The organism is Herbaspirillum lusitanum (assembly GCF_026127345.1).
GTDB classification, from domain to species: Bacteria; Pseudomonadota; Gammaproteobacteria; order Burkholderiales; family Burkholderiaceae_D; genus Herbaspirillum; species Herbaspirillum lusitanum.
Window position 1 is genome coordinate 86317 of sequence record NZ_QXFG01000004.1, and the last position, 17092, is coordinate 103408.

At 60.1% G+C, this 17092-nt stretch carries 13 protein-coding genes and 1 other RNA gene; 11 read left to right on the plus strand and 3 right to left on the minus strand.

Annotated features, from left to right (window positions below; genetic code table 11):
* The 9 genes from infB (at position 1) to DXT88_RS03725 (ending at position 11659) form a co-directional block, all read left to right on the plus strand.
* Entirely contained in the window at positions 1-2865 is a 2865-nt protein-coding gene (gene infB, locus DXT88_RS03685; RefSeq protein WP_265211662.1) for a translation initiation factor IF-2, read from the plus strand.
* Positions 2866-2988: 123 nt separating this feature from the next.
* A complete protein-coding gene (rbfA, locus tag DXT88_RS03690; RefSeq protein ID WP_265211663.1) occupies positions 2989-3378 on the plus strand; it encodes a 30S ribosome-binding factor RbfA in 390 nt (129 codons plus the stop codon).
* Between the two features lie 107 nt (positions 3379-3485).
* On the plus strand, positions 3486-4439 hold the full coding sequence (gene truB, locus DXT88_RS03695) for a tRNA pseudouridine(55) synthase TruB (protein ID WP_265211664.1): 954 nt from the start codon (positions 3486-3488) through the stop codon (positions 4437-4439).
* Between the two features lie 154 nt (positions 4440-4593).
* The gene (gene typA, locus DXT88_RS03700) at positions 4594-6429 is read left to right on the plus strand and encodes a translational GTPase TypA (protein ID WP_016836171.1); all 1836 of its coding nucleotides are present in this window, start codon (positions 4594-4596) and stop codon (positions 6427-6429) included.
* Between the two features lie 549 nt (positions 6430-6978).
* Entirely contained in the window at positions 6979-7986 is a 1008-nt protein-coding gene (gene dusA / locus DXT88_RS03705; RefSeq protein ID WP_265211665.1) for a tRNA dihydrouridine(20/20a) synthase DusA, read from the plus strand.
* 96 nt (positions 7987-8082) lie between these two features.
* A complete protein-coding gene (ribBA, locus tag DXT88_RS03710; protein WP_265211666.1) occupies positions 8083-9195 on the plus strand; it encodes a bifunctional 3,4-dihydroxy-2-butanone-4-phosphate synthase/GTP cyclohydrolase II in 1113 nt (370 codons plus the stop codon).
* A gap of 74 nt (positions 9196-9269) precedes the next feature.
* The gene (gene ribH, locus DXT88_RS03715; RefSeq protein ID WP_016836167.1) at positions 9270-9755 is read left to right on the plus strand and encodes a 6,7-dimethyl-8-ribityllumazine synthase; all 486 of its coding nucleotides are present in this window, start codon (positions 9270-9272) and stop codon (positions 9753-9755) included.
* A gap of 113 nt (positions 9756-9868) precedes the next feature.
* Positions 9869-10336: a transcription antitermination factor NusB gene (nusB, locus tag DXT88_RS03720; protein WP_265211667.1), complete on the plus strand. Its 468-nt coding sequence runs from the start codon at positions 9869-9871 to the stop codon at positions 10334-10336.
* Between the two features lie 144 nt (positions 10337-10480).
* Positions 10481-11659, plus strand: coding sequence for a pyridoxal phosphate-dependent aminotransferase (locus DXT88_RS03725; RefSeq protein ID WP_265211668.1), 1179 nt, complete (start codon positions 10481-10483; stop codon positions 11657-11659).
* A gap of 88 nt (positions 11660-11747) precedes the next feature.
* Here DXT88_RS03725 and DXT88_RS03730 read toward each other — a convergent pair whose 3' ends face one another.
* Complete coding sequence (locus DXT88_RS03730) at positions 11748-12704, minus strand: lytic transglycosylase domain-containing protein (protein ID WP_265211669.1); 957 nt, start codon at positions 12702-12704, stop codon at positions 11748-11750.
* A 461-nt stretch (positions 12705-13165) separates the two neighbouring features.
* On the opposite strand from DXT88_RS03730, the gene ubiD reads away from it, so the two are divergent.
* Together ubiD and ffs are read left to right on the plus strand one after the other, a co-directional pair.
* Positions 13166-14659: a 4-hydroxy-3-polyprenylbenzoate decarboxylase gene (ubiD, locus tag DXT88_RS03735; RefSeq protein WP_016836163.1), complete on the plus strand. Its 1494-nt coding sequence runs from the start codon at positions 13166-13168 to the stop codon at positions 14657-14659.
* A 96-nt stretch (positions 14660-14755) separates the two neighbouring features.
* Positions 14756-14854, plus strand: an RNA gene (gene ffs, locus DXT88_RS03740) — signal recognition particle sRNA small type.
* Between the two features lie 105 nt (positions 14855-14959).
* Here the strand turns inward: ffs and DXT88_RS03745 are convergent.
* Together DXT88_RS03745 and DXT88_RS03750 are read right to left on the minus strand one after the other, a co-directional pair.
* Positions 14960-16342: a heavy metal sensor histidine kinase gene (locus DXT88_RS03745; RefSeq protein WP_016836162.1), complete on the minus strand. Its 1383-nt coding sequence runs from the start codon at positions 16340-16342 to the stop codon at positions 14960-14962.
* Complete coding sequence (locus tag DXT88_RS03750; RefSeq protein ID WP_265211670.1) at positions 16339-17067, minus strand: heavy metal response regulator transcription factor; 729 nt, start codon at positions 17065-17067, stop codon at positions 16339-16341. The genes DXT88_RS03745 and DXT88_RS03750 overlap by 4 nt, the downstream gene beginning before the upstream one ends.
* Between the last annotated feature and the right edge of the window lie 25 nt (positions 17068-17092).

Sequence of the window (17092 nt, forward strand, 5' to 3'; positions counted from 1 at the left end):
ATGGCAAGTAACAACGTAGCCCAATTTGCCACCGAGCTGAAAATGCCGGCGGATTTGCTACTGACCCAGCTGCGATCTGCAGGAGTTGAGAAGAGCTCCGAGTCCGATCCTTTGTCAAAAGAAGACAAGGACCGTTTGCTGGAGCATCTGCGCCGCGTGCGTGGCGCAGCTCCGGAAGGCGAGAAGAAGAAAATCACGCTGACCCGCAAGGAAACGACCGAAATCAAACAGGCCGATTCCACGGGCAAGTCGCGCACTATCCAGGTCGAAGTGCGCAAGAAGCGCACCTTCATCAAGCGCGACGAACCGACTGCGGACGAAGCCGGCAAGCCGGCAACCGCTTCGATCGATCAGGTCGAACCCGAGCCAAGCGCGGAAGAAGCGCGTCACCAGGAAGAGCTGATCGCACGTCAGGAAGCTGAACTGCGCGAGAAGCAGGAACGTCTGGCGCAACTCGAAGCGGAGCGCGCCGCGGAAGCCAGGGCGGCCGAACTGGAAGCGCAGAAGGCCGAACAGGAAGCCAAGCAGGCGGCGGAAGAAGAAGCCCGCCAGGCTGCTGCAGAAACTGCCGACAAGGCCAAGCCGAGCGCCGGTGCTGCTGCTCCCGTAGCGAAATCGGCAGAAGACGCCGCCGCTGACGAGAAGAAGCGCGCTGCCGCCGAGGAAGCCAAGAAGAAGGTTGCCCAGGTCGCCAAGGAAGCCGCCGACCGCGCAGCTGCCGCCGACCGCGCCCGCAAGGTCGTGGAAGACGAAGTCGCCCAGATCAAGGCCATGATGAATGCGCCGCGCCGCGTGATCAAGGCTCCCGAGCCTGCACCCGTCGCTGCAACCAAGACTTCCGAAGGCACGCTGCACAAGCCTGCCGACAAGAAGCCTGGTGAAAAGAAAGACGACAAGAAGGCGCCGGTTGCAGTCGACAAGAAGTCGATCAAGTCGGCCAACGTCTCGTCGACCTGGCAGGACGACGCCAAGAAGCGCGGCACCGGCATGAAGACGCGCGGCAACACCGGCACCGGTGGTCGCGACGGCTGGCGTGCAGGTCCGAAGGGCCGCCGCAATTCGCATCACGACGACCACGAAAGCAATTTCCAGGCGCCGACCGAAGCGATCGTCAAGGACGTCCACGTTCCTGAAACGATCACCGTCGCCGAGATCGCCCACAAGATGTCCGTCAAGGCTTCCGAAGTCATCAAGCATCTGATGAAGCTGGGCCAGATGGTCACCATCAACCAGGTGCTGGACCAGGAAACCGCCATGATCGTGGTGGAAGAAATGGGCCACCGCGCGCATGCAGCCAAGCAGGATGATCCGGAAGCATTGCTGGAAGAAGGCGTTGAGCATCCTGACGCGGAACTGTTGGCGCGTGCGCCTGTGGTTACCGTCATGGGCCACGTCGACCATGGCAAGACATCGCTGCTGGATTACATCCGACGCGCGAAGGTTGCATCCGGCGAAGCCGGCGGCATTACCCAGCACATCGGCGCGTACCACGTGGAAACACCGCGCGGCATGATCACCTTCCTCGACACTCCGGGCCACGAAGCGTTTACCGCGATGCGTGCCCGTGGCGCCAAGGCAACCGACATCGTGATTCTGGTGGTGGCTGCCGACGACGGCGTGATGCCGCAAACCAAGGAAGCGATCGCTCACGCGAAGGCCGGCGGCGTGCCGCTGGTCGTGGCGATCAACAAGATCGACAAGCAGGGCGCCAATCTGGACCGCGTCAAGCAGGAACTGATTGCCGAAGGCGTCGTACCGGAAGAATACGGTGGCGAAGCGCCATTCATCTCCGTGTCTGCAAAGACCGGCGAAGGCATCGACTCGTTGCTGGAAAACGTGCTGTTGCAAGCCGAAGTGCTGGAATTGAAAGCGGCAATCAACGTCCCGGCCAAGGGCCTGGTCATCGAAGCCAAGCTCGACAAGGGCCGCGGCCCTGTCGCCACGATCCTGGTGCAGTCCGGTACCCTGAAGCGCGGCGACGTCGTGCTGGCGGGTTCGGCTTACGGCCGCGTCCGTGCAATGCTGGACGAAAGCGGCAAGAGCATCACCGAAGCCGGTCCGTCGATCCCTGTTGAAATTCAGGGCCTGACTGAAGTGCCGAGCGCCGGTGAAGAAGTTGTGGTCATGTCCGATGAACGCAAGGCGCGTGAAATCGGCCTGTTCCGTCAAGGCAAGTTCCGCGACGTCAAGCTGGCCAAGCAGCAGGCAGCGAAGCTGGAAAACATGTTCGACCAGATGGCCGAAGGCGAGGTCAAGAACCTGCCGATGATCATCAAGACCGACGTGCAAGGTTCGCAGGAAGCGCTGGTGCAATCGCTGCAAAAACTGTCCACCGCCGAAGTGCGTGTTCAGGTGGTGCATGCAGCGGTCGGCGGCATTTCCGAAAACGACGTCAACCTCGCGGTGGCATCGAAGGCGGTCATCATCGGCTTCAACACCCGTGCCGACGCGTCCGCCCGCAAGCTGGCCGAAGCCAATGGCGTGGACATCCGCTACTACAACATCATTTACGATGCCGTGGATGAAGTGAAAGCGGCGATGTCGGGCATGCTGTCGCCGGAGAAGCGCGAACAGGCCCTGGGTCTGGTCGAGATTCGCCAGGTGTTCGTGGTCAGCAAGGTCGGCTCGATCGCCGGCTGTTACGTGCTCGAAGGCCTGGTCAAGCGTGGTTCGCAAGTCCGTTTGCTGCGCAACAACGTGGTGCTCTGGACCGGCGAGCTGGATTCGCTCAAGCGCTTCAAGGACGACGTCAAGGAAGTCAAATCGGGCTTCGAGTGCGGTCTGTCGTTGAAGAACTACAACGATATCCAGGAAGGCGATCAGCTGGAAATTTTCGAAGTGCAGGAAGTCGCGCGTACTTTGTAATTCTCTCAGTCGTCACGAGGGCGGGTGTCTGCGCAGCAAACACCCGCCTTGTTTCATTCAACAGCATCACAGAATTTTTATGCCGTCCCGCTTTGGCGCGTCGGCCGAGGTCAGTTTCCCAGCATGGCAAAACACAGCAAATCCATTCCCGGGCGCGGCTTGCGCGTCGCCGACCAGATCCAGCGCGATCTGTCGGAAATCATCGCATTCGAGTTGAAAGACCCGCGTGTGGGGATGGTCACGATCACGGAAGTGCAAGTGACGCCGGACTATGCGCATGCCAAGGTTTTCTTCACGACCCTGAAGGACGACAAGCAGGCGATCCAGGATACGGTGACCGGCCTCTCGAAGGCTTCCGGTTTCCTGCGTGGCCAATTGGGACGTCGTTTGACGATCCACACCTTGCCCGATTTGCATTTCGTGCATGACAACTCGACGGCGCGCGGCATTGAAATGTCGCGCCTGATCGACGAGGCCAATGCCACCCGCGCCAAGGATGCCGACGAGAGCTGAGCAAGCGGGATAAATTGCGGCGCGTGTGCGTCGCGCACCCGCCCGCCGGAAAACGTCGTTGCTTGATTCAAGCGCATCGATTCAGGAAATTCCCGGACTACACAATCATGGCGCAATCATCGCCCCCATCATCCCGGCCGCCAAGAGCGCCGCGCGTGCCCGTGCATGGCGTGCTGTTGCTGGACAAGCCGGTCGGCTGGTCCAGCAACGATGCCCTGATCAAGGCCAAGCGTTTGCTCAATGCCCTGAAGGCAGGCCATACCGGCACGCTGGATCCGTTCGCGACCGGTTTGCTGCCGCTGTGTTTCGGCGAGGCGACCAAGTTTTCGCAGGACTTGCTGGAAGCCGACAAGACCTATGAAGCCGTGGTCCATTTCGGCATCGTCACCAGTACCGGCGACACCGAAGGCGAAGTGCTGAGCACCAAGGCCGTCGACGTCACGCCGGAACAGATCGAAGCCGTGCTGGAAAAATTCCGCGGACCGATCAACCAGGTGCCGCCCATGCATTCCGCGCTCAAGCGCGACGGCAAGCCGCTGTATGAATATGCCCGCGCCGGCATCACGCTGGAGCGCGAGGCGCGGCCGGTGACGATTCATCAGCTGGAGCTGCTGTCGTATGAAGCGCCGTTCCTGCGCATTCGCGTGTTGTGCAGCAAAGGCACCTACATTCGCGTGCTCGGTGAAGACATCGGCGCCGCGCTCGGTTGCGGCGCCCATTTGCAGCAATTGCGTCGCACCGGCGTGGGCGCGTTGACGCTGGACGGCAGCGTCACGCTCGATGAATTCATCGCACTGGAAGACGGCCAACGCACGCAAGCGCTGTTGCCGGTAGACGGATTGCTGAGGACGTTTCCGGCGGTGATGCTGACGGACGTGCTGACTCAGCGCTTCCTGCACGGTCAGCGTCTGGCGCTCGGTAAAGAAGGTATTGCATTGCCCGCAGAGTCAGGTCGGGCAAGGGTTTATCAGGAAAGCAGCGGGCGCCTTCTGGGCACCGGACTGATGCAGGAATTCGGCATACTGGCGCCGGAACGGCTGATTTCGACCTTGTCGGAATAGCGCAATTTTCGCTGTGCGAGCCAGTTGTATTGTGTACAGCAACTCTTTGAAATTATTAGGCTTTTTAAAGTTCGTGCGTCGCAACATGCTATAATGCGCGCCTTTCAGGGCCTCCCCAGGCCCTTCGGATTCGGCAGACCAACTCAATTCAATCATGTCAAACAATAAACGCGCTATTCGTAACATCGCCATCATCGCCCACGTTGACCATGGCAAAACCACTCTCGTCGACCAACTGTTGCGTCAGTCGGGCACCTTCCGCGACAACCAGCAGGTTGACGCCCGCGTGATGGACTCGAACGATATCGAAAAAGAACGCGGCATCACGATTCTGTCGAAGAACTGCGCCGTTGAATACAAGGGCACCCATATCAACATCGTCGACACCCCGGGCCATGCCGACTTCGGCGGCGAAGTCGAACGCGTGCTGTCGATGGTCGACAGCGTGCTGCTGCTGGTCGATGCGCAAGAAGGTCCGATGCCGCAAACGCGCTTCGTGACACGTAAGGCACTGGCGCTGGGCCTGAAGCCTATCGTCGTGGTCAACAAGATCGACCGCGAAAACGCCGATCCGCAAAAGGCCGTCAACGCCACGTTCGAACTGTTCGACAAGCTGGGCGCCACCGACGAGCAACTGGATTTCCCCATCGTTTACGCATCGGGCTTCAAGGGCTACGCCGGCCTCGAAGACACCGTCCGCGACGGCAACATGGAGCCGCTGTTCGACGCGATCCTGGAACACGTTCCTGCGCGTGAAGATGACCCGGACGGTCCGCTGCAATTGCAAATCACTTCGCTGGAATACTCGTCCTACGTCGGCAAGATCGGCGTCGGCCGTATCCTGCGCGGTCGCGTCAAAGCGCTGCAAGACGTGATCTGGATGAACGGTCCCGACGACAAGCCAACCAAGGCGCGCATCAACCAAGTGCTGACTTTCCGCGGCCTGGATCGCGTGATTGTCGACGAAGCGCTGGCCGGCGACATCGTCCTGATCAACGGCATCGAAGAAATCAGCATCGGTTCCACCATCTGTGCACCGGACACGCCCGAAGGCCTGCCGATGCTGAAGATTGATGAACCGACCCTGACCATGAACTTCATGGTCAACAACTCGCCACTGGCCGGCCGAGAAGGCAAGTTCGTGACCACACGTCAGATCCGCGATCGTCTGGACCGCGAACTGAAAGCCAACATGGCGCTGCGCGTCGTGCAAGCCGAGAACGACGATTCGACCTACGAAGTGTCGGGTCGCGGTGAATTGCACCTGACCATCCTGATCGAAAACATGCGTCGCGAAGGCTATGAGCTGGCCGTGTCGCGTCCCCGCGTGGTGTTCAAGATGGTCGATGGCGTGCGCCACGAGCCGTATGAAAACCTGACTGTCGACGTCGAAGAAACCAGCCAGGGCGGCGTGATGGAAGAACTCGGTCGTCGTCGCGGCGATCTGCAAAACATGGAACCGGACGGCAAGGGTCGCGTCCGCCTGGAATACCGTATCCCTGCACGCGGCCTGATCGGCTTCCAAGGCGAATTCATGACGCTGACACGCGGCACCGGCCTGATGAGCCACGTGTTCGACGAATACGCTCCTGTTGACAACAGCAAGGGTGAACTCGGCGGCCGTCGCAACGGCGTGCTGATTTCGCAAGACGACGGCGCAGCCGTTGCTTACGCGATCTGGAAACTGCAAGACCGCGGCCGCATGTTCGTCAGCCACAACGATCCGGTCTACGAAGGCATGATCATCGGCATCCACTCGCGCGACAACGATCTGGTCGTGAACCCGATCAAGGGCAAGCAACTGACCAACGTCCGTTCGTCCGGTACCGACGAAGCGGTGCGCCTGGTTCCGCCGATCGAAATGTCGCTGGAATACGCGGTTGAATTCATCGACGACGACGAACTGGTCGAAGTCACGCCGAAGAGCATTCGCCTGCGCAAGCGTTTCCTGAAGGAACACGAGCGCAAGAAGGCATCGCGCGACGCGTAATTGCTGTCAGCGATGAGGAAGATGCAGGAGCAGTAACGCCGTGCTGATATTGGTTTTGTGAATACCTGATATCAGCACAATAAAGCGGACGACTATGATGCGGTGCGATATAGTTACACTTGTCTCCTCCAATTTCCTCCTAAAGAATTGGATTTAAGCCCGCAACCGAAAGGTGAGCGGGTTTTTTTTTACCTGAATCTTTTTGCTTGTTTTTGCCTGCCGACATGCATTTGCGCGATGAAGGCGAAAGAAGCGTTGCAAAATTGGAACGTCCGCAAACGTTTTTCAGCGCTGAAAAACAGATAAGCACTTAAATTGTGCGTTGCGAAATGACGAATGCTGGTTTGTGGTGCAGAATCACCCCCGCAGTATAAAAATCCTATCTCACAGAGGATAGAGGGGACACCAGCCCGCAACGTGCAAACGTTGCGGGCTTTCTATTTGCGGCGTGCGGCGCGTGGTGCGTATTCGGGCGGATTGCTTTAGTGCAGCCGGCGGAGCGTAAAAAGCGTCGCAGGCCCATGTCGTTGCTCATTTTGGATAGGTGTTATGTCTTACGGACCAAGAACAATCAGCGTTGCGCCCATGATGGATTGGACCGACCGGCACTGCCGGCTGTTCCATCGCCAGATCACGCGGCACACCTGGCTGTACACCGAAATGGTCACCACCGGCGCCTTGCTGCACGGCGACGTGCCGCGCCATCTCAATTTCAATGAAGAAGAACATCCGGTCGCCCTGCAGCTCGGCGGCAGCGAGCCCGAGGATCTGGCCAAGAGCGCCAGGCTGGGCCGGCAATGGGGCTATGACGAGATCAACCTCAACTGCGGCTGTCCTTCCGAGCGCGTGCAGAAGGGCGCATTCGGCGCCTGCCTGATGGCTGAACCGAAACTGGTCGCCGATTGCGTCAAGGCAATGCGCGACGCCGTCGACATCGATGTTACCGTCAAGCATCGCATCGGCATCGACGACGTCGAGTCCTACGATTTCGTGCGCGACTTTGTCGGCACGATCGCCGAAGCCGGTTGCAAGACCTTCATCGTGCACGCCCGCAATGCCGTCCTCAAGGGCCTGAGCCCCAAGGAAAACCGCGAGATTCCGCCGCTCAGGTACGAGTACGCCTACCGGCTGAAGAAAGACTTCCCGGCGCTGGAAATCCTCATCAACGGCGGCATCAAGACCGTGGCTGAAATCGACCTTCATTTGCAGCACGTCGACGGCGTCATGCTCGGCCGCGAGGCGTATCACAATCCCTTCCTGATGGCCGGCTTCGACGCGCGCTATTACAGCCAGCTCGACGGCGGCCTGCAGCCCACGCGCAACGACGTCATCGCGGCGATGGTGGAATACGCGCGCGCGCAACTGGCGGCGCACGGCGATGGCGGCAAGGGCCTGCGCCTGAACAGCATCACCCGCCACATGCTGGGCCTGATGGCCGGCCTGCCGGGCGCGCGCGCCTTCCGCCAGACCTTGTCGGATTCCAGGCGGCTGGCGCTGGGCGATCCGGCGCTGCTGATGGAAGCCTTGTCGCATACGCAACTGGTGACGCTGGAATAAGCCGGCATCCGGGCCGTCCTTGCCTGCCCATGCCGGCAATCAGGCAAAAAATCGCCCGCAAATCCTTTAAAATACGGGGCTACTGAGGAAATCGTTATGCCTATCGCAACAACAGAAGAAATCGTCGCCGAACTGCGCGCCGGACGCATGGTCATCCTGGTCGACGAAGAAGATCGTGAGAATGAAGGCGACCTGGTGCTGGCCACCGATTTCGTCACGCCCGAAGCCATCAACTTCATGGTCAAGCATGCGCGCGGCCTGGTCTGCCTGACGCTGACCGAAGAGCATTGCGACCGTCTCGACCTGTCGATGATGTCGACCCGCAACGGCACCCAGTTCGGCACCAATTTCACCGTCTCGATCGAAGCCGCCGAAGGCGTCACCACCGGCATCTCCGCCGCCGATCGTGCGCGCACGATTCAGGTTGCGGCCGCCAAGGATGCGACGCCGGCCGACATCGTGCAGCCTGGTCATATTTTCCCGCTGCGCGCACAAAAGGGCGGCGTGCTGATGCGCGCCGGCCATACCGAAGCCGGTTGCGACCTGACCCAGATGGCGGGCCTGACGCCGGCTGCCGTGATCTGCGAAATCCTCAAGGACGACGGCACCATGGCGCGTCTGCCGGACCTGCTCGAATTCGCCGAAGAACACAAGCTCAAGATCGGCACCATCGCCGACCTGATCCATTACCGCAGCCAGCACGAAAGCATCATCGAGCGCGTCGCCGAGCGCGAGATGCACACCGTGCACGGGTCGTTCAAGGCCATCGCCTACCGCGACACGCCAAGCGGCGGCGCCCACCTGGCGCTGGTGCATGGCGACATTCGTCCGGGTGAAGAAACACTCGTGCGCGTGCATCAGCCGGTCTCGATCCTCGACCTGCTCGAAACCAAAGCGACGACGCACTCGTGGAACATGGCCTCGGCCATGGCCGCGATCAAGGCGGCGCCAAGCGGCGTCGTGGTGCTGCTCAATTGCGAAGAATCGGCCGACCAGATGTTTGCCCAGTTCACTGCGCTCAATAACGTGCAGGCGGCCAAGCCGGCCCGCGCCGACCGCCTCGATCTGCGCACCTACGGCATCGGCGCGCAAATCCTCAAGGATCTCGGCGTGTGCAAGATGCAGCTGCTGGCCAGCCCGCGCAAGATGCCGTCGATGACCGGTTTCAACCTCGAAGTCACCGGCTATCGCGCCAAGCCGGACGCCTGACCGACAGTACCGACCGCAACGCATCGCGGCACTATCACACTCACACAACGCAAGTTTGCGTATAAGGAAAAGCCATGACTATTGGTACATACGAATCGGATCTGAATGGCGATGGCTTGCGTATCGGCATCGTCCAGGCGCGTTTCAACGAAGACGTCTGCCACGGTTTGCTGGCGTCGTGCCTGGCGGAGCTCAAGCATCTCGGCGTGCAGGATGAAGACATCCTCCACGTCAGCGTGCCGGGCGCGCTGGAAATCCCGCTGGCCCTGCAGAAGATGGCCGAGACCGACCAGTTCGATGCGCTGATCGCATTGGGCGCGGTGATCCGCGGCGAGACCTATCACTTCGAACTGGTCTCGAATGAATCCGGCGCAGGGATCACGCGCGTTGGCCTCGATGCCGGCATCCCGATCGCCAACGCCGTGCTGACCACCGAGAACGACGAACAGGCCGAAGCGCGCATGGCGGTCAAAGGCGCCGACGCCGCCCGCGTCGCCGTCGAGATGGCCAACCTGTCGCTGGCGCTGGACGAACTCGCGCAAGTGGCTGAAGAAGAATAAGCAGGCAGGCCGGCCGGTCGTTGTTGCATGTGCAGCGACGGCCGGCGGCGCAATCGATTGTTGATTGCGCGTCTGTTTCGATTTTGTATTGACCCGGTTTCCTCATTTTCATCATGACCAATAAAATCCAACACGCCAACCCGAGCAAGAACCGTACGCCGCGTCACCGCGCCCGCGAGTTCGCATTGCAGGGCCTGTATCAATGGCTGCTCAACAATGAAGACGCCGGCGCGATCGAAGCGCACATCCGCGAAGCGCACGGTTTCGACAAGGCCGACGCCGAGCATTTCGACGTGCTGCTGTACGGCGCGATCAAACAGGCGCCGGAACTGCGCACCGACCTGGCGCCGCTGATCGACCGCTCCATCACGGAGTTGTCGCCGGTGGAACACGCAGCGCTGCTGATCGGCGCATTCGAACTGAAGAACAATCTCGAGATTCCGTATCGCGTGGTCATCAACGAAGCCGTTGAACTGACCAAGTCGTTCGGCGGCATCGACGGTCACAAGTACGTCAACGGCGTGCTCGACCGTTTCGCCGCCAAGGCGCGCGAAGTCGAAGTGGGCGCCGGCCGCCGCTGATCCGTCGTCGTTGGTTTGTCGTCGTTCGTTTAAGCCGACGCTGCTGATGCATTGATGCATCCATGGCAGCGTCCGGCAAAGTTCTTGCTGACCTTCGCGCTTGTTCCTTCTCGTTCGTTCCGCTTCGTCCTACCGCACAATCCCATGAGCTTTCACGATCTTGCCTCCCGCCTGCAAAACATCGCGCCCTTCCATGTGATGGAGCTGGCCAAGATGGCCGCTGCCATGGAGCAACAAGGCCATCACATCATCCACATGGGCATCGGCGAGCCTGATTTCACTGCCGCCCCCGCCGTTGTTGCCGCTGCGACACAAGCGATGGCCGACGGCAAGATGCAATACACCTCGGCAACCGGTTTGCCGGCTTTACGAGAAGCGATCTCAGCCCATTATCGGCGGGTGTACGGGTTGGACATCGCGCCGTCGCGAATTATCGTCACAGCGGGCGCCTCAGCGGCCCTGTTGCTTGCCTGCGCGGCGCTGGTGGAGAAGGGCGCTGAAGTGTTGATGCCGGATCCGTCTTATCCGTGCAACCGCCATTTCGTCGCCGCCTTCGAAGGCAGCGCCAAATTGATCGAAAGCGGACCGGAACATCGCTTCCAGTTGTCCGCAGGCATGGTTCAGGAACATTGGTCGCCGGCAACCAAGGGCGTATTGCTGGCGTCGCCGTCGAATCCGACCGGCACCTCGATCCTGCCCGATGAATTGAAGAAGATCGTCGACGTCGTGCGCGAGAAAAATGGTTTCACCATCGTCGATGAAATCTACCAGGGCCTGTCGTACGAAGGCGCGCCATTCTCGGCACTGTCGCTCGGCGAAGACGTCATCGTCATCAATAGCTTTTCAAAGTACTTCAACATGACCGGCTGGCGTCTCGGCTGGCTGGTGCTGCCCGAAAGCCTGGTGCCGCAAGTCGAGAAGCTGGCGCAGAACCTGTTCATCTGTGCTTCATCGATTGCGCAGCACGCCGGCATCGCCTGCTTCGCGCCGGAGTCGATTGCACTGTACGAAGAACGCAAGGCCGAATTCAAGCGCCGCCGCGATTACATCGTGCCGCAACTCGAACGTCTCGGCTTCACGGTGCCGGTGATGCCGGACGGCGCGTTCTATGTTTACGCCGACTGCAGCGCGCTCAGCGACGACGCCGACGCCTTCACCATCGACATGCTCAACAAGGCAGGCGTGGTGCTGGTGCCGGGACTCGATTTCGGTCCGGCTACGGCGCATCGTTATATCCGCTTGTCGTACGCCACGTCGATGGAGAATTTGCAGGAAGCGGTGCGGCGCCTTGAGAAATATCTGGCGGAGCGCAAGGCGGCGTAATCCGAGGAAGATTTAGCCGAGGACATTGATCCGCAGAAAATGAAAAAGGAGCCGCTCGGCTCCTTTTTCATTTGCGTTGCTGCAGTATTTACAGCGCGGCGATTTCTTCGGTCACGTTCGCACCTTGCTTCTTTTGCGCTGCCGAAGCCATGTCGCCGACAGCGGTCGGCTTGGCTTGCACTGGCGCTGCCGGTGCGGCGGGACGCGGTGCCGGCTTGATCAGCGCGGTAGTGAAGATCGAGATGTTCTTGCCGACCGCGACTTCCTTCAGGTTTTGATATTCGGACAGGACTTTGAGGCCGTAGCCGCCGTCGTTGTCCATCTCGGCTGCGCCGACGTAGCTCTTCAGGCCGGCTTCCACCGAGCCGCCGCGTGTTACGTATTCCTTCAGGATCAGCGAACCGACCTTGATGTTGGCGACCGGATTGAGCGCCGCCTTGACGCCGCCCAGTTCCTGGAACTTGTCGTGATGGACCTTGGACATGACCTGCATCAGGCCTTGTGCGCCCATCGGGCTTTCCGCGAACGGATTGAAGCGCGATTCGATTGCCATCACCGCCAGGATCAGCAACGGATCGAGCTTGATGTCGCGTGCCGTCAGGTACGCAGCGGACACCAGCATGTCGGTGGCGTCGCCGGCAACGCGGTAACGCTTCGACAGCCAGTTGGTCACCAGCTTCTGCTGACGCGGTGTGCCGAGCATCTTGCGCTCTTCATCGCTGAGCGGGATGGCCGCTGCTGCCGCCCCGGTCAGGGCAGGCGCCGGCGTATCCATCAGGTTGGTCAGCGGCGGCGCTTCCGGCGCTGCTTCTTCAACCTGGCCGTCCGAGAAGGGCGACAGGGCGATGATTTTGTCGGCGAAATCCGGGTTGAAGAACATCATGCCCAGAACGAACAGTGCAGCGATGCCGACCAAGGTCAGGGCATAGTGCGCTGCGGTAAAAAAGCGACCGATGCGGCTTTGAATGGACTTCGCCCATTGCGCCGACTGGTCAACCATATCCGAGGCGGCGCTTAACGGCGCCTCTATGGGTTGGTTTAACATTGAACCTCCTGAATATTGCAAATTACATAGGGCAAAACCGGCCAAGAGTGAAAACCGGATTACTGGCTACATGCATCACAATCAAAAAACTGCCGTCGCAAGGCGTTACGGCAAGCTTGGGGTTGTTTGCGGTTACTGCAGGGCCGGTGGCTCCTGTGCAGTGCAAGACAACCATGTTCGGGGGAGAAGGCTGACGCCTTTTGACAACACTCCTTAAAATGTCAGTGGGACCCCGTTCCCGTGAAACCTTGTGAGCTGATTCGGGTTCCTGACCCGGCTCCTTTAATCAAGGTGGCCGAATTGTAGAAGCCACTTTATATCAAGTCAATACTATTAAATCGATTTAATATAACTTTTAAGTCTGACTTTTGGAGGGGTATGCCGCCAAAAATCAATAGAATCAACCGTTTGCCCGGTCTACCTCACCTAAGGGCTGTATTACAGAAATCCAGCGAAAAAAAATGAAATATTCAGATTTACGCGATTTTATTTCGCAGTTGCAACTTTCCGGCGAATTAAAACGCATCTCGACACCCGTTTCGCCCTACCTGGAAATCACTGAAATCTGCGATCGCACCTTGCGCGCCTCCGGTCCGGCGCTGATTTTCGACAAGGTCGAGGGCAAAAATATCCCGGTGCTGGCGAATCTTTTCGGCACGCCGCGTCGCGTGGCGCTGGGCATGGGGGCGGAAGATGTCGGCGAATTAAGACGCATCGGCCATTTATTGGCGAAGCTGAAAGAGCCCGAGCCGCCGAAAGGCTTCAAGGACGTCATGGGTCTCGGCACCCTGGTCAAGTCGCTGTGGGACATGGCCCCCAAGGAGCGTAGTTCGGCGCCGTGCCAGGACATCGTGTGGGAAGGCAACGACGTCGACCTCGACCGCCTGCCGATCCAGCACTGCTGGCCGGGCGACGTCGCTCCTCTTATTACATGGGGCCTGGTGATCACCAAAGGCCCCAACAAGAAGCGCCAGAATCTCGGCATCTATCGCCAGCAGGTCCTCGGCCGCAACAAGGTCATCATGCGCTGGCTGGCCCATCGCGGCGGCGCGCTCGATTTCCGCGAACATTGCATCGCCAACCCCGGCAAACCGTATCCGATCGCGGTCGCACTCGGCGCCGATCCCGCTACCATATTAGGCGCAGTCACGCCGGTGCCGGACAGCCTGTCCGAATACCAGTTCGCCGGCCTGCTGCGCGGCAGCCGCACCGAGCTGGTCAAGGCCATCGGCAGCGAACTGCGCGTGCCGGCCTCGGCCGAGATCGTGCTGGAAGGGCATATCTACCCGGATAGCGCTGAAAACCCTCATCCTTCCGGCTACGAACATGCGCTCGAAGGTCCCTACGGCGACCACACCGGTTACTACAATGAGCAGGACTGGTTCCCGGTTTTCACCATCGACCGCATCACCATGCGCCGCGATCCGATCTATCACTCCACCTATACCGGCAAACCGCCCGACGAACCGGCCGTGCTTGGCGTGGCGCTCAATGAAGTGTTCATCCCGCTGCTGCAAAAGCAGTTCAGCGAAATCACCGATTTCTACCTGCCGCCGGAAGGCTGCAGCTACCGCATGGCGGTGGTGCAGATGAAGAAGTCCTACGCCGGCCACGCCAAGCGCGTGATGTTCGGCGTATGGAGTTTCCTGCGCCAGTTCATGTATACCAAGTTCATCGTGGTGGTCGATGAAGACGTCGATATCCGCGACTGGAAGGAAGTGATCTGGGCCATCACCACGCGCGTCGATCCGGTGCGCGACACTGTGATGGTGGACAACACGCCGATCGATTACCTCGACTTCGCCTCGCCGGTCAGCGGCCTCGGTAGCAAGATGGGGATTGACGCCACCAACAAGTGGCCTGGTGAAACCAACCGTGAATGGGGCACGACCATCGCCATGACGGACGCCGTCAAGAAGCGCGTGGACGGCATCTGGGACGAGCTGGGAATTTAATTTGTCTGCGTTGCGGCGCATTGGTGTGCGCTGCAATTATCCTGTCTGCGCGAACAGCGCTCGCGCCGGCTGCACAGATGAGGTACAATTCCTGCCGGCGGGCCCCTGCGCATTGTGGCATGGTCAACCTGGTCAGGTCGGGAACGAAGCAGCCACAGCCATTTCCTGCAAGTGCCGCAGACAAGGCTCGCCTCTTCCTTCAGTTTTTCTCAGGAAGTATTCAACAGCAGTCGACGACGACGCAGTTCATTCAGTCGCCGACCTCCGACCTCCGGTTTCAAATCCAAGAATTCAACGCAGTCAGGCCGCTTTGCCGCCGACGGTGAAACCTATCGTGGTCTTGCCGCCCCTGCTGCTGGCGAACGCAGTGCCGCCATGCATCAGCGCAATCGCCTTGACGATCGCCAGGCCGAGGCCGTGGCCATGCACGCCGTCGAAGTCGCGACGCGCGCTGTCGACACGATAGAAGCGGTCGAACAGGCGCGGCAAATGGCGTTGTTCGATCGGTTCCCCAGGATTGGAAACGGCAACCTGCACATCCTGTTGCTGCGCATCGATCGACACCGTGATGCGCGCGCCGGCAGGTGAATGCTGGATGGCGTTTTGCAGGAGATTGGTCAAGGCGCGACGGAACAGCGCGGTCTCGATCATCGACTTCGCATCGACGTCGCCAACCACTTCCACGCTCATCTGCATCTCGTCCAGCACGAACTCGAAGAACTCGATGGTCTTTTGCACCTCGTCGGCAATCGCCGTGTAAACCAGGCTGGTGGCGGCTTCGCCCTGATCGCAGCGGGCCAGGAACAGCATGTCGTTGATGATCGAACGCAGACGATCCAGCTCTTCGAGGTTCGATTGCAGCACGATCTCGAACTCCGGCGCGCTGCGTTCGCGCGACAAGGCCACCTGGGTCTCGCCGATCAGGTTGGCCAGCGGCGTACGCAACTCGTGAGCCACATCGGCGTTGAAGGCTTCCAATTGTTTATAGGCGTTTTCCATGCGATCCAGCGCGCCGTTGAAGGCTTGCGCCAGATCCGACAATTCATCCGGCAGCGCCGACACCGTGAGGCGTTCCGACAGGGTTTGCGGACTCAGGGTCTGCGCCTTGTCGGACATCTTCTTGAGCGGTTGCAAGCCGGCGCGCGCGATCCAGTAGCCGAACAGGATCACCAGGAAAATCCCCGCCAGCGACAGTCCGATCATGGCGATCACGAAGGTGCGCAGCGTCTCGAAATAAGGTTCGGTGTCGACGCCGATGGTGAGGCGGATGGCGGGGCGGTCGAGGTAGGCCGGCAACACCTTGGTCAGCGTGTGCATCGGGAATTCCTTGCCCTTGATGCGCAGGCGGCCGATGTTGTTGGGGTCGTAATCGAAGTCGTGCAGTTCGGCCAGGTCCTTGCCGTAGCTGAATTGCGGATCGTCGCTGAACACCCAGAAACGCACCTTGCCGTCGGCCGGGGTCAGGGTGTCCAGCTTGGTCTGTACGCGCGCCCAGCGCTCCACCGTGCCGACGCGCGAGACCATGTATTCAATATCGTTGAAGGTCGTCACCAGGCCGTCGCGCTCATGGCGCAGCAGCTCGTTCTTGACCACGGCGTACAGCACGCCGCCGATCAGCGAAAAAATGACCAGCGCGGCGGCCGCGAACATCATGACCAGCCGCGCGATGATGGAATGCCTCATCCGTGTTCCCCGTCATGTTCATCATATTCGTCATGCTCCGGCGCCGGCGCCTCCGAAGCGCGCGGCTCCAGTACGTAGCCCATGCCGCGTATCGTGTGCAGCAGCTTCTGGTCGAACGGCGCGTCGATCTTGGCGCGCAGGCGCTTGATCGCGACCTCGACGACATTGGTGTTGCTGTCGAAATTCATGTCCCACACCAGTTCGGCAATCGCCGTCTTGGACAGGATTTCGCCCTGGCGCCGCGCCATGATCGCCAGCAGCGCGAACTCCTTGGCGGTCAGGTCGATACGCGTGTTGCTGCGGTAGGCCTTGCGGCTCAGCAGGTCGATCTGCAGGTCGCCGATGCGCAGCTGCGCCGGTTCCTGCGCACGGCCGCGACGCGTCAATGCCTGCAAACGCGCCAGCAGTTCGAGGAAGGAAAACGGCTTGATCAGGTAATCGTCGGCGCCGTCGTGCAAGCCCTTGATGCGGTCTTCCACGCGGTCGCGCGCGGTCAGCATGATCACCGGCGTCTGCTTGACGGTGCGCAGCGAACGCAGCACCGAGAAGCCATCCAGCCCCGGCAGCATGACATCCAGCACGATCACGTCGTAATCGTGCTGGATCGCCAGATGCTGGCCGTCGATGCCGTTGGCGGCCAGATCCACGGTGCATCCCTGCTCAGTCAACCCTTTGCAGAGGTACTCCGCCATCTTGTGCTCGTCTTCGACAATCAGAATTTTCATTCCTGCTCCAGGTACCGCGTGCATG